This is a genomic window from Streptococcus sp. HMSC074B11 (genome assembly GCF_001808705.1).
Lineage (GTDB): Bacteria > Bacillota > Bacilli > Lactobacillales > Streptococcaceae > Streptococcus.
The window spans coordinates 199,470-218,022 of sequence record NZ_KV794288.1 but is presented as its reverse complement, the minus strand read 5'-3'; the positions used below and the strand labels follow the sequence as shown (position 1 = coordinate 218,022).

Below are 18,553 nucleotides of genomic sequence, written 5' to 3'. Positions count from 1 at the left end.
GTGAAAAATATGTTAAAGAAAAATGATATTGTAGAAGTAGAGATTGTCGATCTGACACATGAAGGAGCAGGTGTTGCCAAGGTAGATGGCTTGGTCTTTTTTGTAGAGAATGCTCTACCGACTGAGAAGATCCTTATGCGTGTCCTTAAAGTCAACAAGAAGATTGGCTTTGGTAAAGTCGAGGAATACCTTACGCAATCACCACATCGCAACCAAGACTTAGATTTGGCATACTTACGTTCAGGTATTGCCGACCTAGGTCATCTAGCTTATCCAGAGCAACTCAAGTTCAAAACCAAGCAAGTAAAAGATAGCCTCTATAAAATTGCTGGAATTGCTGATGTAGAGGTAGCTGATACTCTAGGTATGGAAAATCCAATCAAGTATCGCAATAAGGCCCAGGTTCCTGTTCGCCGAGTTAATGGTGTTCTGGAAACTGGTTTCTTCCGTAAGAATTCTCATGACCTTATGCCTCTAGAAGATTTTTATATTCAGGATCCAGTCATTGACCAAGTGGTCTTGGCTCTTCGAGATTTGCTTCGTCGTTATGACTTGAAACCTTATGATGAGAAAGAACAGTCAGGATTGATTCGTAACCTTGTTGTTCGTCGTGGATATTATTCAGGTCAAATCATGGTTATTTTGGTGACCACTCGTCCTAAAGTTTTCCGAGTAGAACAGTTGATTGAACAACTGATCAAGCAATTTTCTGAGATTGTGTCTGTTATGCAGAATATCAATGACCAAAATACCAATGCTATTTTCGGAAAAGAATGGCGTACGCTTTATGGTCAAGATTACATTATGGACCAAATGTTGGGCAATGATTTCCAAATCTCAGGTCCCGCCTTTTACCAGATCAATACCGAAATGGCAGAGAAACTTTATCAGACAGCCATTGACTTTGCGGAGTTAAGTGAAGAGGATGTGGTTATCGATGCCTATTCAGGAATAGGGACTATTGGATTATCTGTCGCTAAGCATGTCAAGGAAGTTTATGGTGTCGAAGTCATCCCAGAAGCAGTAGAAAATAGCCAGAAGAATGCTGCTTTAAACAATATCACCAATGCCCACTATGACTGTGACACAGCTGAAAATGCCATGAAAAATTGGCTCAAGGAAGGCATCCAACCAACTGCCATCCTGGTCGACCCACCACGCAAGGGCTTGACTGAAAGCTTTATCAAAGCAAGCGCCCAAACAGGAGCTGAACGCATCGCCTATATCTCCTGTAACGTAGCCACCATGGCGCGTGATATCAAACTTTATCAAGAATTGGGCTATGAATTGAAGAAAGTACAGCCGGTGGATTTGTTTCCGCAAACGCATCACGTGGAGTGTGTAGTGTTGCTACAACGAAAAAAAGGGTGAAAATCCTTGATTTTAAGCTATTTTACAAGCATTTTGTCTTTGTAGATAAAGGCAATTTTGACGTCAAAAAAGTCCTAAAAAGGCACATAGATGTATATGTATTTGTAGATGTCGTTTGCGCATCGGAAAAATGAATACAACAATAAATATTTATCTAAAGAGAGAACAATTGAATATTGTTCTCCTTTTTTTATTTTCAGGAGGGAAAATGACAAAAGAATTACAATCATCACGCTATATTGTCATTTCATTTTTAGTACGTGAAATGGGAATTGATATTGTTGAAGCCATCTCTCTGATGGCTGAATTAGAAAAAAGTGGCTTGGTTCTATTGGAATCAAGTGGAGATTTAATACTCAAAGAACTAGGAGGAGCGCTATGAAACGAATTACCGCAAATCAATACCAAACTTCAGAACGGTATTATAAATTACCTAAAATTCTTTTTGAGGATGAGAAATATATGGATATGAAGCTAGAAGTAAAGGTGGCTTATTCTATTTTAAAAGATCGTTTAGAATTATCTCTCAGTCGTGGTTGGATAGATGAAGAAGGGGCGGTTTATTTAGTATTTTCTAATTCTAAACTGATGAGACTGTTAGGTTGTTCGAAGTCAAAATTACTGTCTATCAAAAAAATTCTTAAAGAATATGACTTAATTGATGAAGTTCAACAGTCTTCAAGTGAGAAAGGAAGACTAGCTAATAAGATTTATTTAGGGGAATTGTCTTCTACCCCAGTAGGTAATTCAAACAGGCCTAGTGTTAAAAAAAGACTAGGGCAGGTTAAAAATGAAACGGCCCCCGTCTCATATTCAGCCCCTAGTGAGACTGAAGTTAGTGAGACTAAATATAGTGAGACTGAATCTTTATTTATTGAGGAAGAGGAAGAAAGGAATTCTCAACCTATTTTGAGAAGAAAAGTAGAAAAGGTCACAAAATATGATCGAGATTATATTTGGGGATTGGTGCAAGATCAATTTAGACGAGAAGGTTTTTCTGAAGCTGCCAGTGAAATAGCTATGACTGATTTTGAAAGAATTTATCAGTATGCTCTTGACAATGTTCGCTTTGTTCGACGTGCGGAAGTACTTGCTGAATTTGTGTTTAACGGTCTATATTCCGTTTGGAATAACCGTGTTAGAAAAGGAGGTGGTTAAATGTCGCCAATCGAGTGGATATTAGTTATGCTTATTGTCATTTCAAGTGGAGTGACAGTTCTGACAATGGTAGTCGATAAGAAAGGGGTGCTCAAGAAATGAGATTTATTGATTTATTTTCAGGTATAGGTGGATTTCGACTAGGAATGGAAAGTGTCGGACACGAGTGTATTGGATTTTGTGAGATTGATAAATTTGCTAGGAAATCTTATAAGTCCATTTTTCAAACAGAAGGAGAAATAGAATTTCATGACATACGAGATGTTTCAGATGACGAATTTAAAAAACTTAGAGGGAAAGTCGATATCATCTGTGGGGGATTCCCTTGTCAAGCATTTTCAATCGCAGGAAGACGATTGGGATTTGAAGATACTAGAGGAACTTTGTTCTTTGAAATTGCTCGGGCGGCCAAACAAATCCAACCACGTTTTCTTTTTCTTGAAAATGTTAAAGGCCTACTCAATCACGATAAGGGACGGACGTTCACCACAATCCTTACCACACTTGATGAGTTGGGGTTTGATGTTGAGTGGCAGGTGCTTAACAGTAAGGATTTTGGCGTTCCCCAAAATAGAGAAAGGGTATTTATTATCGGACATTCTAGAAAGAAAGGTACCAGACTCTTATTTCCTTTCAGACGAGAAGGTCAAGCAACTAACTCTGAGACTTTAAAAACACTAGGGAATTTGAATCCATCAAAAAGTGGCATGAGCGGTAAAGTGTATTATTCAGAAGGTCTTGCGCCAACCTTAGTTCGTGGAAAAGGAGAAGGATTTAAAGTTGCGGTTCCTTGTATGACTCCAGATAGATTAGAAAAAAGACAAAATTGTAGACGTTTTAAGGATAATCAAGAGCCAATGTTTACTTTAAATACACAGGATCGCCATGGTATTGTCGTTGTTGGAGATTTACCCACTAGCTTTAAGGAAACTGGTCGCGTCTATGGAAGTGAGGGCTTATCTCCAACACTGACTACAATGCAAGGTGGAGATAAAATCCCTAAAATACTGATTCCAGAACCAATCCAATTTCTAAAAGTTCGGGAGGCAACTAAAAAAGGATATGCTCAAGCAGAGATTGGAGATTCAATCAATTTAGAAAGACCAAGTTCTCAGTATCGGCGTGGTAGAGTTGGAAAAAGTATAGCTAATACCTTGACAACTAGTGGTCAAATGGGAGTAGTAGTGGCTAGTTATGAAGGAGAAGATAAACAAGTTTATCATGTAGCCGGTGTCTTAATAGATGGACAATTTTACCGTTTGAGAATACGACGAATCACTCCTAAAGAGTGTTTTCGCTTGCAGGGCTTTCCTGATTGGGCTTTTGAAGCTGCTAGAAAAGTCTCTAGTAATAGTCAGCTTTATAAACAAGCTGGTAATAGTGTAACCGTTCCTGTGATTGCCGCAATCGCAAAGAAATTAAAAGAAATAGAGGAAAAAGATGAAAGCTTTAAATAAAGAGTCAATACTAGATTGTGACGAATTAGAAACAGAATTACATGATGCAGAAATCAAACAGCTGGATGAACAAATATTTTTAATGCCCAATTATCCATGTGAGTTTGAGGTGACATTTTTAGATGATTACCATAAAAAACACAACTACCCCCTATTTTACGAATCCTATCTTCAAAACGTTATGGAATTCCTTGAAAGTCAGGATATAAAGAACGGAGCTGATGCCTTTGTAGATGATCATCAAAATCTTGTTTTTGTTTTATATGGACAAGGCTATCGAGCCGAGGGAAAAGAGGGAATACTTACAACCCAAGTAACTGTCAAAGCTTATGATGAAGACAAGCAACCGATTAACTTCGCAAATTTATTAGATTCCTTAATCGTATCAGAATATCAAATGGAACCGAATCTTTGGGAGGTATCCCATGATTGATCTCTATCTAAGTAAAAATAGCCAAAGAAATCAACTTCTTTTAGACTTCTTCCAAAACTATGGCATCGAGGTATCTTGTCATTCAGTTTCTGAAATGACAAAGGACAAATTAATTGAGCTGATGAGCTATTCTTCAGATTGTTTTGAATTTTTATCTCCCAATTTATTACGATTTAAGAACCGAGACAATCTAAAATTAACGGATTTTGTTGAGATGATTTTAAAAAATCCTGAACTAACCATCAGACTTCCTCTTGCGGTTTCAAATAAGCGAGTTTATCCAAATCTGAATTTGGAAGAAGCTAGAGCTTTATTGCCAAGAGATACGAAACAATTGATTTACATGGTACAAACACATTATTTATCTAACTAAAGGAGAAGCAATATGGCTGAACGATTTTGGGAGAACTTGTCCATTATTTTGGCTGAAAGAAATATCAGCTGGATTGAGTTAACCAGAAAAATGTTTGCGGGAGAGTTTCACTATCCAAGTGAATTGAATCGTTTGTATCAAAAGATTCGTCACTATAAGATGGAACAACGAATGCCTCAAAGTCCATGGGTAGAAAGGATTGTGCAGGTATTAGATTTAGATTATGAAGATTTATTTCGGAGGTAACTATGAAAAGAATAATTCCAGTGTATATATTCCAACAAGTAAATGTCTTATTGGTATCTCTATACTTATTGAAATTGCTTTGTATTGGTGAGTTAACTATACTACAGATTCTCTATTGTGCGTCGGTCATTTCTTTTTTATGGATGTATGGTCAACGAAAACAAGTGGTCAAGGTCAATATGAAAACTAGGATGAAATGGCTTGGTATTGGATTCGTTAGCCTACTGATTATAAGTCTATGTTTTAGTCTGATTCATGCTCAAGGAAGCACGAATCAAGCAAACTTAATTGGGCTTCAACATCAAGTTCCTTGGTTTTCATTTTTATTGTTCTTAATCAATGCGAGTATGATTGAAGAATTTCTGTATCGAGAAATTTTATGGAACTTGGTCAGAAAATTAGATATTCGAGTTGCTTTGACAAGTGTTTTATTTGCCTTAGTACATCATCCAGGAACCATTCTAGCTTGGTGTTTATATGTTTCACTTGGGATGTTTTTAGGGATGGTGCGCTATAAATCTGACTTATGGGGCAGTATGGGACTACATTTAGTGTGGAACCTACTAGTTTATAGTTTGATGCTTTTTTAAAATAGGTGATCTGATTTATCTCATAAATCAGTAGTTTTTATAGGATTATTTTTAATTCGGAAACAAAAATGTATTAACAGCACAAAATAAAGAAACTAGGAACATTTTTTCTATTTTTTTAGAAATAAAATGTTGTATAGAAATTTCGAAAGAAATAATAAAATCAAAATAAAAATTAATAAAACAGGTATATATGAGCATATTGACGTCGACAAATGCTCTTGCAAGACATAAAATACAAATATAAAGAATAAAAAATTGTTATATTTTTATATTTGTTGTTCTGTTATAAAATGAAAGAAATTGGAAACTAGTTTCTAAATCATGAAAAATATTGAAATAAAAAAAAATAAGTGTTAAAATAAACAATGTAAACGTTTACTTTAACAAAGGAGCTCATATGTTACTGCAAAAAGAACTAATTCCAATGATAGAAGCTAACTTACCAAATATGGCATATGCTGAAAAAGACGTTGCTAAATTCTTCTTAAAACAGCAATCACTGAATAATTATTCATGCGATGCATTGTGCGAATGCCTTAATGTATCCAAAGCAACATTGACTCGATTTGCTCAAAAATGTGGTTTTAAAGGTTTTAGACAATTCATTTTCAAATACCAAGAGATGATTCGTGAGAAAGAAAAGTTAGCATTGTATACAGAGTCTACAGAAAAAGTTTTATCCGACTATGAAGAAATGTTGAGAAAAACTTACACGGTTCTTGATGAAGTTCAACTTGAGCGTATTGCTGAGATGATAGAAACTGCTGAGCGTGTATATCTTTATGGTAAAGGAAGTTCTGTTCTTGCTTTACAAGAAATGAAGATGAGATTTATGCGTCTCGGAGTCATTGGTGAAGTATTATCAGACGAGGATATGATTTTGTGGAGTAGCTTATTACTTAATGAAAATTGCCTTGTCATTGGAGCATCCGTTTCAGGTCAAACTGATATTGTACTAGAAGGTCTTCAAAAAGCTGCGGATAAAGGCGCTAAAACAGTTTTAATGACTACAAGAAAATTTGACGAAGAAGATTGTTTCTTTGATGAACTATTGTTATTAGCTTCTACCAATCATCTCTCGTATGGCAATCGCATATCACCTCAGTTTCCAATACTTTTAATTACAGACTGCTTATTCTCTCATTATCTGGAAAGTCCAGAGAGACAATATTATTACAATCAAACTATTATCCATAAGGAGGAATAATAAAATGAGCCAAATTTGGACTAAAGAAAAATTTATAAGTCAAGTCCATGGTGGAGTCATTGTTTCTTGTCAAGCTTTACCCGGTGAACCCCTTTATAATGAAGAATTTAGCTTGATGCCTTTTATGGCTAAAGCAGCTTTAGAGGCAGGAGCAGTGGGCATTCGCGCAAATTCTGTGCGTGATATTAAAGCAATTCAGAAAGTAGTAGATTTACCAATAATTGGAATTATCAAAAGAGATTATCCACCTCAAGAACCATATATTACTGCTACGATGAAAGAAGTGGATGAACTTGTAGAATGCGGAACAACAGTCATTGCATTTGATGCAACTTTAAGACCAAGATATGATGGCTTAGTTGTCAGTGAATTTATCAATAAAATAAAAGAAAAATATCCTAATCAATTGTTGATGGCGGATGTAAGTAATTTTGATGAAGGTCTCTATGCATTTAAATCAGGCGTTGATTTTGTTGGTACAACATTATCAGGGTACACAAGTACAAGTTTACAATCAGATGAGCCTGATTTTGAACTAATGAAAAAATTGGCTGATTTTAATATTCCGGTAATTGCCGAAGGAAAAATTCATTATCCAGAACAATTAAAAAAAGCTTATAGTTTAGGTGTTACCAGTGTTGTCATTGGTGGAGCGATTACACGTCCAAAAGAAATTGCTCAGCGATTTATTAATGTCATCAAATAAAAAACAATATAAAGGAGAAATCTGATGAAAGATTTAACTAAATACAAAGGCGTTATTCCTGCATTTTATGCTTGCTATGATGAAAATGGTGAAATTAGCCAAGAACGTGTAAAATCTCTGGTGCAATATTTCATTGACAAAGGTGTAAAAGGTATCTATGTAAATGGTTCTTCAGGTGAATGTATTTACCAAAGTGTAGAAGATCGTAAACAAATTATTGAAGCTGTTATGGAAGTTGCTAAAGGTAAATTAACAGTTATCAACCATGTTGCATGTAATAACACGAAAGATAGTATTGAATTGGCAAAACATTCAGAAAGTGTTGGAGTCGATGCTATTGCTGCTATCCCACCTATTTACTTCAAATTGCCAGAATATTCAATCGCAGCATATTGGAATGCAATGAGTGAAGCTGCGCCAAATACAGATTTTATCATTTATAATATTCCACAATTGGCAGGGGTTGCGTTGACTGGTAGTTTGTATGCAACAATGCGTCAAAATCCTCGTGTGATTGGAGTTAAAAATTCTTCTATGCCTGTACAAGATATTCAAATGTTTGTAGCTGCAGGTGGAGAAGATTACATTGTATTCAATGGTCCAGATGAACAATATCTTGGTGGTCGCTTGATGGGAGCAGAAGCTGGTATTGGTGGTACTTATGGCGTTATGCCAGATTTGTTCTTGAAATTGGAAAGTTTGATTCAAGAACGAGATTTAGATACTGCTAAAAAACTTCAATATGCTATCAATGAAGTTATCTATAAGATGGTATCAGGTAAGGCAAATATGTATGCTGTAGCAAAAGAGGTTTTGCGTCTAAATGAAAAACTTGATTTAGGTTCTGTTCGTCAACCCTTAGAAGCATTGGCAGAAGGTGACTTGGAAGTTGCAAAACAAGCAGCAGAACTTATTCAACAAGCACGAAAAGAATTTTTATAATAAATAAAATCAATATGGAGATATGTTATGGGTACAACAGGATTTACAATAATTGACTTAATTATCTTGATTGTTTATTTACTTGCGGTGTTGGTTGCAGGTATCTATTTCTCTAAAAAAGAGATGAAAGGAAAAGAGTTCTTTAAAGGAGATGGTTCGGTTCCTTGGTATGTTACTTCGGTATCCATTTTTGCCACAATGCTCAGTCCGATTTCCTTCTTGGGACTCGCTGGTAACTCTTATGCAGGTAGCTGGATTTTATGGTTTGCTCAATTAGGGATGGTTGTAGCTATCCCACTGACAATTCGTTTTATCTTACCTATCTTTGCACGGATAGACATCGATACGGCATATGATTACTTGGATAAACGTTTTAATTCTAAAGCACTTCGTATTATTTCAGCACTCTTGTTTATTATTTATCAATTGGGACGTATGTCTATCATTATGTACCTCCCTTCAGCTGGTTTATCAGTATTAACAGGAATTGACATCAATATTTTGATTATTTTGATGGGTGCAATTGCAATTGTTTATTCTTATACTGGTGGTCTAAAATCCGTATTATGGACAGACTTTATTCAAGGTGTGGTTCTGATTAGTGGTGTCGTTGTAGCTTTATTTGTACTGATGGCTAATATTAAAGGTGGCTTTGGTGCAGTAGCAGAAACATTAGCAAACGGGAAATTCCTTGCTGCAAATGAAAAACTTTTCGATCCTAACTTGCTTTCAAACTCCATCTTCTTAATTGTGATGGGTTCAGGCTTTACAATCTTGTCTTCCTATGCTTCATCTCAAGATTTGGTTCAACGTTTTACTACAACACAAAATATTAAGAAACTTAATAAAATGTTGTTCACAAATGGTGTCTTGTCACTTGCAACTGCAACAGTCTTTTACTTGATCGGTACAGGCTTGTACGTATTCTATCAAGTACAAAATGCAGGTAGTGCAGCTAGCAATATCCCTCAAGACCAAATCTTTATGTACTTTATTGCATACCAGTTACCAGTAGGTGTCACAGGTTTGATCTTGGCAGCGATTTATGCAGCAGCTCAATCAACTATTTCAACAGGTTTGAACTCTGTTGCAACTTCATGGACATTGGATATTCAAGATGTCATTTCTAAAAATATGTCAGACGATCGTCGTACGAAAATTGCACAATTCGTATCTCTAGCAGTAGGTTTATTCTCAATTGTTGTTTCCATTATCATGGCTCATTCAGATATTAAATCTGCATACGAATGGTTCAATAGTTTCATGGGACTTGTACTTGGTCTACTTGGTGGCGTATTCATTCTTGGTTTTGTTTCTAAAAAAGCAAATAAAAAAGGTGCTTATGCAGCGCTGATTGTATCAACCATCGTTATGGTATTTATTAAATACTTCCTTCCTCCAACAGCTGTTAGCTACTGGGCATATTCATTGATTTCAATTTCTGTATCAGTAGTTTCAGGTTATATTGTATCTGTTCTTACTGAAAATAAAGTATCTGCACCTAAATATACAACGATTCATGATATTTCAGAAATTAAAGCGGATTCAAGTTGGGAAGTTCGTCACTAGTCACTAATAGAAAAGAGAAAATAATATGATTATTTCTGAACAATCTGATTTTAGACGATATGCTTCTGTCAATAAACATTTTTCAAAAGTCTGTGATTTTTTAGAAAATACAAATTTGACAGATTTAGTTGATGGAAAAATTGATATTGACGGGGAAAATGTTTTTGCAAATTGTATGACTTATCTAGCTGATGGAGTTCCAGGAGATATTTTTGAAACTCATAAGAAATATTTAGATATTCATATTGTTGTTGAAAATACAGAAAAAATGGCAGTAACTTCCCCAGTTCGTGCTCAGTCACGTGTACCTTTTAGCGAAGAGAAGGATATTGCTTTTTACGATAGCAAAGACTATCAAATTGTTGAATTGCTTCCAGGGAATATGTTGGTGACTTTTGAAGAAGATCTTCACCAACCAAAGATTCATTGCAATGATGAAACTGTTAAAAAACTTGTTATCAAAGTTTTAAATGAGGAAAAATAAAATGAAAAAAAATATTAAACAATATGTAACCTTAGGTACTGTAGTAGTATTATCAGCATTTGTTGCTAACTCAGTTGCAGCTCAGGAGACTGAAACTTCTGAAGTATCAACACCAGAGTTGGTGCAACCTGTTGCACCAACGACTTCGATTTCGGAAGTACAACATAAATCGGGTAACTCTTCGGAAGTTACTGTACAACCTCGAACAGTTGAAACTACTGTTAAGGATCAATCTTCTACAGAGGATGCGATTTCGGGAGTACAACCTAAATCGGATAATTCTTCGGAAGTTACTGTACAACCTCGAACAGTCGAAGCTACTGTTAAGGATCGATCTTCTACAGCGGAAGAAACTCCTGTCTTAGAAAAAAATAATGTTACTTTAACAGGGGGCGGAGAAAATGTCACTAATGAGTTAAAGGATAAATTTACTAGCGGTGACTTTACTGCAGTGATTAAGTACAATCAGTCTAGTGAGAAAGGTTTACAAGCTCTGTTTGGAATATCTAATTCTAAACCCGGTCAACAAAATAGTTATGTAGATGTGTTCCTTAGAGACAATGGTGAATTGGGAATGGAAGCGCGTGATACTTCTTCCAATAAAAATCACCTAGTATCCAGACCTGCTTCAGTTTGGGGTAAGTACAAACAAGAGGCTGTGACTAACACTGTTGCAGTAGTAGCAGATTCAGTCAAAAAAACATATTCTTTATATGCAAATGGTACAAAAGTAGTAGAAAAGAAAGTGGATAACTTCCTAAGCATCAAGGATATTAAAGGTATTGATTACTATATGCTTGGGGGAGTGAAACGTGCAGGAAAAACGGCGTTTGGTTTTAACGGAACACTAGAAAATATCAAATTCTTTAATAGTGCATTGGATGAAGAAACTGTTAAAAAGATGACAACAAACGCTGTTACTGGACATTTAATTTATACGGCTAATGATACAACAGGTTCTAACTATTTCCGTATTCCAGTTTTGTATACTTTTAGCAATGGTCGGGTTTTTTCAAGCATTGACGCTCGTTACGGTGGAACTCATGATTTCTTGAATAAAATTAATATTGCTACAAGTTATAGTGATGATAATGGTAAGACATGGACTAAACCAAAATTAACATTGGCATTCGATGATTTTGCGCCAGTACCATTAGAATGGCCTCGTGAAGTTGGTGGACGTGACTTACAAATCAGCGGTGGTGCAACCTATATTGACTCTGTTATTGTTGAAAAAAATAATAAACAAGTACTCATGTTTGCTGATGTTATGCCTGCTGGAGTAAGTTTTAGAGAAGCTACTAGAAAAGATTCAGGTTATAAACAAATTGATGGTAATTATTACCTTAAATTAAAGAAACAAGGTGATACTGATTATAATTATACTATTCGTGAGAATGGTACTGTATACGACGATCGTACCAACAGACCAACTGAATTTTCAGTAGATAAAAATTTCGGTATTAAACAAAATGGTAATTATTTGACGGTAGAGCAATATTCGGTTTCATTTGAAAATAATAAAAAGACTGAATATCGTAATGGGACTCAAGTCCATATGAATATCTTCTACAAAGATGCATTATTCAAAGTAGTGCCAACGAACTATATTGCATATATTTCTAGCAATGATCATGGCGAATCTTGGTCTGCACCAACTTTATTACCTCCAATAATGGGACTTAATCGTAATGCGCCTTATTTGGGTCCTGGACGTGGAATCATTGAAAGCTCAACTGGACGTATTCTTATTCCGTCTTACACTGGTAAAGAGTCTGCATTCATTTATAGTGACGATAATGGAGCGTCTTGGAAAGTTAAAGTTGTGCCACTTCCTTCTAGTTGGTCAGCAGAAGCACAATTTGTAGAATTGAGTCCAGGAGTAATTCAAGCATACATGCGTACAAATAATGGTAAAATTGCATATTTAACAAGTAAAGACGCAGGTACTACTTGGAGTGCGCCGGAATATTTGAACTTTGTTTCAAATCCAAGTTATGGAACACAATTATCAATCATCAATTATAGTCAATTGATTGATGGTAAAAAGGCTGTCATTTTAAGTACTCCAAACTCCACAAATGGTCGTAAACACGGACAAATTTCTATTGGTCTAATTAACGATGATAATACAATTGATTGGCGTTATCATCACGATGTTGATTATAGTAACTATGGATACTCATATTCAACATTGACAGAGTTACCAAATCATGAAATTGGATTGATGTTTGAAAAATTTGATTCATGGTCTCGTAATGAACTTCATATGAAAAATGTTGTACCATATATAACATTTAAGATTGAAGATTTGAAAAAGAATTAAAGCTGAAATTTAAATTTATTGAAAGAGGATAAAAATTATGGTAAATTACGGTATTGTTGGAGCTGGATATTTTGGAGCTGATTTGGCTCGCTCAATGAACAAAATTGAAGATGCAAAAGTGGTTGCGGTATTTGACCCAAATCATGGAGAAGAGGTTGCTCAAGAGTTGGGATCAGATGTTTGTGCAAGTTTAGATGAACTTGTAGCACGTGAAGATATTGATTGTGTGATCGTAGCTTCACCTAGCTACCTTCACCGTGAACCTGTTGTGAAAGCTGCTCAACATGGCAAACACGTATTTTGTGAAAAGCCAATTGCATTGTCTTATGAAGATTGTAAAGCCATGGTTGATGCATGTAAAGAAAATAATGTTATCTTTATGGCTGGTCACATCATGAACTTCTTTAATGGTGTACACCATGCTAAAGAATTGATTACTCAAGGTAAAATCGGTAAAGTTCTTTATTGCCATGCCGCTCGTACAGGTTGGGAAGAACAACAACCAACTGTATCATGGAAGAAACTTCGTTCTCAATCTGGTGGACATTTGTACCACCATATTCATGAATTAGATTGCATTCAGTTCATCATGGGAGGACTTCCTGAAAAAGCGACAATGGTAGGAGGCAATGTATATCATAAAGGTGAAAACTTTGGTGATGAAGATGATATGCTCATTGTAAACCTAGAATACTCTGATGATCGTTATGCTGTTTTGGAATATGGTAATGCTTTCCGTTGGGGTGAACACTACGTCTTGATTCAAGGAACTGAAGGAGCTATCAAACTTGACTTGTTCAATACTGGAGGTACTCTTCGTGTTAAAGGTGAAGGAGAATCACACTTCTTAGTACATGAAACTCAAGAGGAAGATGATGACCGTACAGCTATCTATACCGGTCGTGGTATGGATGGAGCAATTGCGTACGGTAAACCAGGAGTACGTTGCCCATTATGGTTACAAACATGTATTGATAAAGAAATGGAATATCTACATGACATCATTAAAGGTGGAGAAATTACAGAAGAATATGAAAAACTTCTCAATGGTGTAGCTGCTTTAGAATCAATCGCTACCGCTGATGCATGTACTTTATCAGTTAAAGAAGATCGAAAAGTAAGTCTTTCAGAAATCACAAATGCTTAACTATTGTAAAACAGAATAGTAAATTCTTGTCATTATATTAATTTCTAAAGTTCTGTGATACAACTCATTGAATAAAGAAATAGAGATGGGACTGGGATAATGCCCAGTCCCATTTTTTATCAAAAAGTAATGAAATCAAAAATGTGGGAGTGATGAAATGAAGATTATAGGGATCGATATTGGCGGAACAACAATTAAGGCAGATTTATACGATGATTTTGGAACGAGTTTAAATCAGTTCAAAGAGATAGAAACAATTATTGACTATGATTTGGGAACGAACCAGATATTAAATCAGGTCTGTGATTTAATTGGTGAGTATATTTTAAATTATTCAATTGATGGTGTTGGGATTTCCACTGCTGGAGTTGTTAATGCTAATACAGGAGAAATCATCTATGCAGGCTATACAATACCAGGGTATATCGGAGTAAACTTTACTTCCGAAATAGAAAAACGTTTTGGGTTGTCTACTTTTGTTGAAAATGATGTTAATTGTGCTGCATTAGGTGAATTGTGGAAGGGACAAGCCCAAGATAAGAAAAATGTAGTAATGGTTACTATTGGAACAGGTATAGGAGGCAGTATTATTGTCAATGGACAAATTGTTAACGGATTTAACTATACTGCTGGTGAAGTAGGCTATATTCCTGTAGGTAATTCGGATTGGCAAAGCAAAGCCTCAACAACCGCATTGATTCATTTATATCAAAAGAAGAGCTTGAAAACTAATCAAACTGGACGTACTTTCTTTACTGATTTAAGTTCTGGAGATAAAGTCGCTAAAGAAACTTTTGAAATTTTTGTAGAAAATCTAACAAAAGGTTTATTAACTATTTCTTATCTACTTAATCCAGAAATTCTCATATTAGGAGGTGGGATTCTGGCTAAAAAGGATATTTTGTTACCTGAAATTCAAAGTTCTTTAGCTAAAAATGCGATGGATAATAGGTTTTTGCCTAAAAATGTTGTGGCAGCTACATTAGGAAATGAAGCTGGTCGTATAGGAGCTGTAAAAAATTTCTTAGATAGAATTTCTAATAAATAGTGTGAAAGATAAGGAGGTGTCACAATGACTAACTCTGTATTTTCGACAATGCAAGATATTGAGAATGTTGCAACCGATATTATAAAATCATATGATAATGAGATTTATACGTATAAAGCTGTCTCCCAAGAAGAATTGGAAAAACTAGAAAAAAGTTATGATGAAAAAAGTCACGAAGAATTAATTTCAATAGAAAGCAATTTAGAAATGAATCAACAGAACCTCATTGATGAGGTTAATAAAACAATCAAGGAAAATGATGCAAAGATTCAGTATATTTCGTCAAGTAGGAGAGGAGAATTTGTAGAAAAAATTATTGGTAGGGTGGTAGAAAAATATGGCTATTAGTCAGATGAAAAGAATTTCTCTACTATTTTCTAAGAGTAGTCTTGATGATGTTTTAAAAACTATTCAAGAACTAGAGTCAGTGCAGTTCCGTGATTTAAAGGTTCAGGATAACTGGTTAGAAGCTCTAGAAAAAGATGAGGTTGTATTTCCAACTATTCAAATTTCTCATACTTCTAATTCCAATCACGGGGTTATTGAAGGAAATGATGCCTTGACTTATTTGATGAATAAACAACAACATTTGGAAGCAACTGTAGAGAAATTACAAGAATACCTACCGAAAGAAAACACGTTTAAGTTATTACAGCAACCTCCGATAACAACCTCTTATGAAGAATTAGAAAAATTTGGTAAAGCTAATGTTGCTGAGGGTGTTCTTAAAAAAGTAAATCATCAAATAAACAGAGTTCATGAATTAGAAAGAAACATTCAAAGTAATAATGAGGAAATAGAGAGACTAATAAAGTGGGAAAAATTAGAAATTATTCCTGCGCATTTAGAACAATTTTCTTTCTGTAGAGGAAAAGTCGGAACAATTCCAAGGACTGTAGATAATCACTTATACAATAATTTTTTAGAAAACAATATTGAAGTTCAAGAAATATTTTCTAATGATAGAGAGTACGGTGTTGTTGTTTTCTATCAGTCTAGTTGCTCTATTGATTTTGATGAATACTTATTTGAACCATTTGATTATTCTAGAAAGGAATTACCGAAGCAGCGAGTAGTAGATTTGGATCAAGAAAACATGCAGTTAATAACTGAAAAAGAGAATATTATCGCATCGTTGCAAGATTCAAAGAAAAATTTGATAGATTTACAATGGCAAATTGACTATATTTTATCTATCTATGCTCGTCAAATCTCTAAGAATAACCTTTTGAGCACTCCGCATCTAGTTGCATTAGAAGGATGGATAGAAGAAACTCGTATTTTATATTTTATAAAAGTTATGGATGAGCGTTTTGGACATTCTATTTATATTTATGAATCGGAAACATTGTCGGATAATCAAGATGAAATACCTATCAAATTAACGAATCACTCTTTAATTGAACCATTTGAATTATTGACAGAAATGTATGCTCTGCCCAAATATTATGAGAAAGATCCTACACCTGTATTAGCACCATTTTACTTTACATTTTTTGGAATGATGGTTGCTGATTTAGGCTATGGTTTACTATTGTTTTTAGGAACAATGTTAGCATTAAAAATTTTTCATCTACCTTCAGTAACTAAGAGATTTTTAAAATTCTTTAATATATTAGGGGTAGCCGTTGCAATTTGGGGTGGAATCTATGGCTCATTTTTTGGATATGAGTTGCCATTTCATCTGATATCTACAACCTCAGATGTCATGACCATATTAGTAGTGTCAGTTGTGTTTGGATTTATTACAGTATTTGTAGGTTTGTTAGCTTCAGGACTACAAAAAGTAAGAATGAAGAAATATGCAGAAGCATATAATTCAGGATTTGCGTGGTGTGTTATTCTGCTTGGCTTGTTATTTATTGCTGTCGGAATGTTGATGCCTGATATTAGACCGTTATTTGTATTAGGGAAATGGGTATCTATTTTTAATGCTGTGGGGATTTTGATTGTTTCTATTATTCAAGCCAAAAGCTTGTCAGGTATTGGATCAGGATTGTTTAATCTATATAACATTTCATCTTATATAGGTGATTTAGTTAGTTTCACTCGATTGATGGCATTAGGATTATCTGGAGCAAGTATAGCATCAGCTTTCAATTTAATTGTTGGTTTGTTTCCGGGGACATTGGCTAAACTGACAATTGGATTAGTATTATTCATTCTTTTACATGCGATCAATATTTTTCTATCGTTACTATCAGGATATGTTCATGGAGCACGTCTGATATTTGTTGAATTTTTTGGTAAGTTTTATGAGGGTGGAGGAAAACCATTTCAACCTTTGAAGGCTTCTGAGAAATATATTAAGGTTATTACAAAGAATTAATGGAGGATATATATAATGGAACATTTAGCAACTTATTTTTCAACCTATGGAGGAGCTTTCTTCGCTGCATTGGGAATTGTATTGGCGGTTGGATTAAGCGGTATGGGGTCTGCTTATGGAGTTGGTAAGGCTGGGCAATCTGCCGCAGCTTTACTGAAAGAACAGCCAGAAAAATTTGCCTCAGCTTTGATATTGCAACTACTGCCAGGAACACAAGGATTATATGGTTTTGTTATTGGAATTTTGATTTGGTTGCAATTAACTCCAGAACTTCCTTTGGAAAAAGGCGTTGCTTATTTCTTTGTAGCTCTTCCAATTGCTATTGTAGGATACTTTTCGGCTAAGCATCAAGGAAATGTAGCAGTAGCGGGAATGCAAATCTTGGCTAAAAGACCAAAAGAATTCATGAAAGGAGCAATTTTGGCTGCCATGGTAGAAACCTATGCAATTCTTGCCTTTGTCGTATCATTCATTTTGACCCTTCGTGTATAAGAAATTAATTTGCTATTCAAAGGAGGTGTCTAAATGAGCAATTTAGAAAATTTACGAGAGTCTGTTATTGAACAAGCTCATGAAAAAGGGCGTATGAAATTATTGGATTCCAAAAAGAAGATTGATGATGAATTTGAAATGCAAAAGTCGGTCATTGTAAAGAAAAAAGAAGCTGAACATGAACGAAAGTTAAAAGAATTACAACAGAAATATCAAATAATTTTTCAACAATTAAAAAATAAGGAACGCCAATCAACGTTAGTATCAAAACAGAAAATATTAAAAGAACTTTTTCAATCTGCTTTAATAGAAATGGAATCTTGGAGTGCAGATAAAGAAATGGAGTTCATCTATCGAATTCTGGAACGATATTCACAACAAGAGGTCATAGTAACTTTTGGGGAGCGGACTTTAGCTAAATTCAATTTGGAACAATTAGAGAAATTGAAATTCTCTTTTCCAAATCATTTATTTAGTGAACAGCCTATCTCAAATGAATCAGGCTTACTTATTTCAATAGGTAAAATTGATGATAACTATTTGTATAAAACATTAATTGGATCGATTTCTAAGGAAGAAAGTTCAAGTATCGCAAATCAAATTTTTATCAATTAAGGATGAAATTGGTGAATCCTTCTTAGAAATTTGGAGTATTCCAATAAAATTAGAAAG

The 18,553-nt window shown here is 34.8% G+C and carries 20 protein-coding genes; all 20 read left to right on the top strand.

Annotated features, from left to right (window positions below; translation table 11 throughout):
- Nucleotides 1-9: 9 nt before the first annotated feature.
- The 20 genes from rlmD (at nucleotide 10) to HMPREF2619_RS08215 (ending at nucleotide 18,496) form a co-directional block, all read left to right on the top strand.
- Complete coding sequence (rlmD, locus tag HMPREF2619_RS08305) at nucleotides 10-1,371, top strand: 23S rRNA (uracil(1939)-C(5))-methyltransferase RlmD (RefSeq protein ID WP_070460647.1); 1,362 nt, start codon at nucleotides 10-12, stop codon at nucleotides 1,369-1,371.
- Nucleotides 1,372-1,579: 208 nt separating this feature from the next.
- The gene (locus HMPREF2619_RS10970) at nucleotides 1,580-1,753 is read left to right on the top strand and encodes a hypothetical protein (RefSeq protein WP_083279626.1); all 174 of its coding nucleotides are present in this window, start codon (nucleotides 1,580-1,582) and stop codon (nucleotides 1,751-1,753) included.
- On the top strand, nucleotides 1,750-2,529 hold the full coding sequence (locus HMPREF2619_RS08300) for a replication initiator protein A (protein ID WP_070460645.1): 780 nt from the start codon (nucleotides 1,750-1,752) through the stop codon (nucleotides 2,527-2,529). Before HMPREF2619_RS10970 ends, HMPREF2619_RS08300 begins: the two co-directional genes overlap by 4 nt.
- Before the next feature lie 98 nt (nucleotides 2,530-2,627).
- Nucleotides 2,628-3,986 (top strand): DNA (cytosine-5-)-methyltransferase, encoded by a 1,359-nt coding sequence (gene dcm / locus HMPREF2619_RS08295; protein ID WP_070460643.1) that lies wholly within the window; start codon nucleotides 2,628-2,630, stop codon nucleotides 3,984-3,986.
- Nucleotides 3,970-4,419: a hypothetical protein gene (locus tag HMPREF2619_RS08290; protein WP_070460641.1), complete on the top strand. Its 450-nt coding sequence runs from the start codon at nucleotides 3,970-3,972 to the stop codon at nucleotides 4,417-4,419. The genes dcm and HMPREF2619_RS08290 overlap by 17 nt, the downstream gene beginning before the upstream one ends.
- Nucleotides 4,412-4,792, top strand: coding sequence for a thioredoxin domain-containing protein (locus HMPREF2619_RS08285; protein ID WP_070460639.1), 381 nt, complete (start codon nucleotides 4,412-4,414; stop codon nucleotides 4,790-4,792). Before HMPREF2619_RS08290 ends, HMPREF2619_RS08285 begins: the two co-directional genes overlap by 8 nt.
- A gap of 12 nt (nucleotides 4,793-4,804) precedes the next feature.
- Nucleotides 4,805-5,038, top strand: coding sequence for a hypothetical protein (locus HMPREF2619_RS08280; protein WP_000840776.1), 234 nt, complete (start codon nucleotides 4,805-4,807; stop codon nucleotides 5,036-5,038).
- Between the two features lie 2 nt (nucleotides 5,039-5,040).
- Entirely contained in the window at nucleotides 5,041-5,628 is a 588-nt protein-coding gene (locus tag HMPREF2619_RS08275; protein ID WP_070460637.1) for a CPBP family intramembrane glutamic endopeptidase, read from the top strand.
- Nucleotides 5,629-6,028: 400 nt separating this feature from the next.
- On the top strand, nucleotides 6,029-6,838 hold the full coding sequence (locus tag HMPREF2619_RS08270; RefSeq protein ID WP_070460635.1) for a MurR/RpiR family transcriptional regulator: 810 nt from the start codon (nucleotides 6,029-6,031) through the stop codon (nucleotides 6,836-6,838).
- Nucleotides 6,839-6,842: 4 nt separating this feature from the next.
- On the top strand, nucleotides 6,843-7,544 hold the full coding sequence (locus HMPREF2619_RS08265; protein ID WP_070460633.1) for an N-acetylmannosamine-6-phosphate 2-epimerase: 702 nt from the start codon (nucleotides 6,843-6,845) through the stop codon (nucleotides 7,542-7,544).
- A 24-nt stretch (nucleotides 7,545-7,568) separates the two neighbouring features.
- Nucleotides 7,569-8,486, top strand: coding sequence for an N-acetylneuraminate lyase (locus HMPREF2619_RS08260; protein ID WP_045611612.1), 918 nt, complete (start codon nucleotides 7,569-7,571; stop codon nucleotides 8,484-8,486).
- A 27-nt stretch (nucleotides 8,487-8,513) separates the two neighbouring features.
- Nucleotides 8,514-10,055: a sodium:solute symporter family protein gene (locus HMPREF2619_RS08255; protein ID WP_070460631.1), complete on the top strand. Its 1,542-nt coding sequence runs from the start codon at nucleotides 8,514-8,516 to the stop codon at nucleotides 10,053-10,055.
- A gap of 25 nt (nucleotides 10,056-10,080) precedes the next feature.
- A complete protein-coding gene (locus tag HMPREF2619_RS08250) occupies nucleotides 10,081-10,539 on the top strand; it encodes a NanQ anomerase/TabA/YiaL family protein (protein WP_000587140.1) in 459 nt (152 codons plus the stop codon).
- A 1-nt stretch (nucleotide 10,540) separates the two neighbouring features.
- A complete protein-coding gene (locus tag HMPREF2619_RS08245; protein WP_070460628.1) occupies nucleotides 10,541-12,865 on the top strand; it encodes a sialidase family protein in 2,325 nt (774 codons plus the stop codon).
- Nucleotides 12,866-12,902: 37 nt separating this feature from the next.
- Nucleotides 12,903-14,012: a Gfo/Idh/MocA family protein gene (locus HMPREF2619_RS08240; protein WP_000248712.1), complete on the top strand. Its 1,110-nt coding sequence runs from the start codon at nucleotides 12,903-12,905 to the stop codon at nucleotides 14,010-14,012.
- A 157-nt stretch (nucleotides 14,013-14,169) separates the two neighbouring features.
- The gene (locus HMPREF2619_RS08235) at nucleotides 14,170-15,060 is read left to right on the top strand and encodes an ROK family protein (protein WP_070460627.1); all 891 of its coding nucleotides are present in this window, start codon (nucleotides 14,170-14,172) and stop codon (nucleotides 15,058-15,060) included.
- Nucleotides 15,061-15,084: 24 nt separating this feature from the next.
- Nucleotides 15,085-15,408 carry a hypothetical protein gene (locus HMPREF2619_RS08230; protein ID WP_070460624.1) on the top strand — a complete coding sequence of 108 codons (324 nt, stop codon included), beginning with the start codon at nucleotides 15,085-15,087 and terminating at the stop codon, nucleotides 15,406-15,408.
- Nucleotides 15,398-17,389, top strand: coding sequence for a V-type ATP synthase subunit I (locus HMPREF2619_RS08225; protein ID WP_070460622.1), 1,992 nt, complete (start codon nucleotides 15,398-15,400; stop codon nucleotides 17,387-17,389). Before HMPREF2619_RS08230 ends, HMPREF2619_RS08225 begins: the two co-directional genes overlap by 11 nt.
- A gap of 15 nt (nucleotides 17,390-17,404) precedes the next feature.
- Nucleotides 17,405-17,881 carry a V-type ATP synthase subunit K gene (locus tag HMPREF2619_RS11240; RefSeq protein WP_000400484.1) on the top strand — a complete coding sequence of 159 codons (477 nt, stop codon included), beginning with the start codon at nucleotides 17,405-17,407 and terminating at the stop codon, nucleotides 17,879-17,881.
- Between the two features lie 33 nt (nucleotides 17,882-17,914).
- Nucleotides 17,915-18,496 (top strand): hypothetical protein, encoded by a 582-nt coding sequence (locus HMPREF2619_RS08215; protein WP_049500018.1) that lies wholly within the window; start codon nucleotides 17,915-17,917, stop codon nucleotides 18,494-18,496.
- The last annotated feature ends 57 nt before the right edge of the window (nucleotides 18,497-18,553 follow it).

What these genes read in the sequence shown, in the direction of transcription:
- rlmD (WP_070460647.1), top strand. Translation starts at nt 10, where the DNA reads ATGTTAAAGAAAAATGATATTGTAGAAGTAGAGATTGTCGATCTGACA.
- HMPREF2619_RS10970 (WP_083279626.1), top strand. Translation starts at nt 1,580, where the DNA reads ATGACAAAAGAATTACAATCATCACGCTATATTGTCATTTCATTTTTA.
- HMPREF2619_RS08300 (WP_070460645.1), top strand. Translation starts at nt 1,750, where the DNA reads ATGAAACGAATTACCGCAAATCAATACCAAACTTCAGAACGGTATTAT.
- dcm (WP_070460643.1), top strand. Translation starts at nt 2,628, where the DNA reads ATGAGATTTATTGATTTATTTTCAGGTATAGGTGGATTTCGACTAGGA.
- HMPREF2619_RS08290 (WP_070460641.1), top strand. Translation starts at nt 3,970, where the DNA reads ATGAAAGCTTTAAATAAAGAGTCAATACTAGATTGTGACGAATTAGAA.
- HMPREF2619_RS08285 (WP_070460639.1), top strand. Translation starts at nt 4,412, where the DNA reads ATGATTGATCTCTATCTAAGTAAAAATAGCCAAAGAAATCAACTTCTT.
- HMPREF2619_RS08280 (WP_000840776.1), top strand. Translation starts at nt 4,805, where the DNA reads ATGGCTGAACGATTTTGGGAGAACTTGTCCATTATTTTGGCTGAAAGA.
- HMPREF2619_RS08275 (WP_070460637.1), top strand. Translation starts at nt 5,041, where the DNA reads ATGAAAAGAATAATTCCAGTGTATATATTCCAACAAGTAAATGTCTTA.
- HMPREF2619_RS08270 (WP_070460635.1), top strand. Translation starts at nt 6,029, where the DNA reads ATGTTACTGCAAAAAGAACTAATTCCAATGATAGAAGCTAACTTACCA.
- HMPREF2619_RS08265 (WP_070460633.1), top strand. Translation starts at nt 6,843, where the DNA reads ATGAGCCAAATTTGGACTAAAGAAAAATTTATAAGTCAAGTCCATGGT.
- HMPREF2619_RS08260 (WP_045611612.1), top strand. Translation starts at nt 7,569, where the DNA reads ATGAAAGATTTAACTAAATACAAAGGCGTTATTCCTGCATTTTATGCT.
- HMPREF2619_RS08255 (WP_070460631.1), top strand. Translation starts at nt 8,514, where the DNA reads ATGGGTACAACAGGATTTACAATAATTGACTTAATTATCTTGATTGTT.
- HMPREF2619_RS08250 (WP_000587140.1), top strand. Translation starts at nt 10,081, where the DNA reads ATGATTATTTCTGAACAATCTGATTTTAGACGATATGCTTCTGTCAAT.
- HMPREF2619_RS08245 (WP_070460628.1), top strand. Translation starts at nt 10,541, where the DNA reads ATGAAAAAAAATATTAAACAATATGTAACCTTAGGTACTGTAGTAGTA.
- HMPREF2619_RS08240 (WP_000248712.1), top strand. Translation starts at nt 12,903, where the DNA reads ATGGTAAATTACGGTATTGTTGGAGCTGGATATTTTGGAGCTGATTTG.
- HMPREF2619_RS08235 (WP_070460627.1), top strand. Translation starts at nt 14,170, where the DNA reads ATGAAGATTATAGGGATCGATATTGGCGGAACAACAATTAAGGCAGAT.
- HMPREF2619_RS08230 (WP_070460624.1), top strand. Translation starts at nt 15,085, where the DNA reads ATGACTAACTCTGTATTTTCGACAATGCAAGATATTGAGAATGTTGCA.
- HMPREF2619_RS08225 (WP_070460622.1), top strand. Translation starts at nt 15,398, where the DNA reads ATGGCTATTAGTCAGATGAAAAGAATTTCTCTACTATTTTCTAAGAGT.
- HMPREF2619_RS11240 (WP_000400484.1), top strand. Translation starts at nt 17,405, where the DNA reads ATGGAACATTTAGCAACTTATTTTTCAACCTATGGAGGAGCTTTCTTC.
- HMPREF2619_RS08215 (WP_049500018.1), top strand. Translation starts at nt 17,915, where the DNA reads ATGAGCAATTTAGAAAATTTACGAGAGTCTGTTATTGAACAAGCTCAT.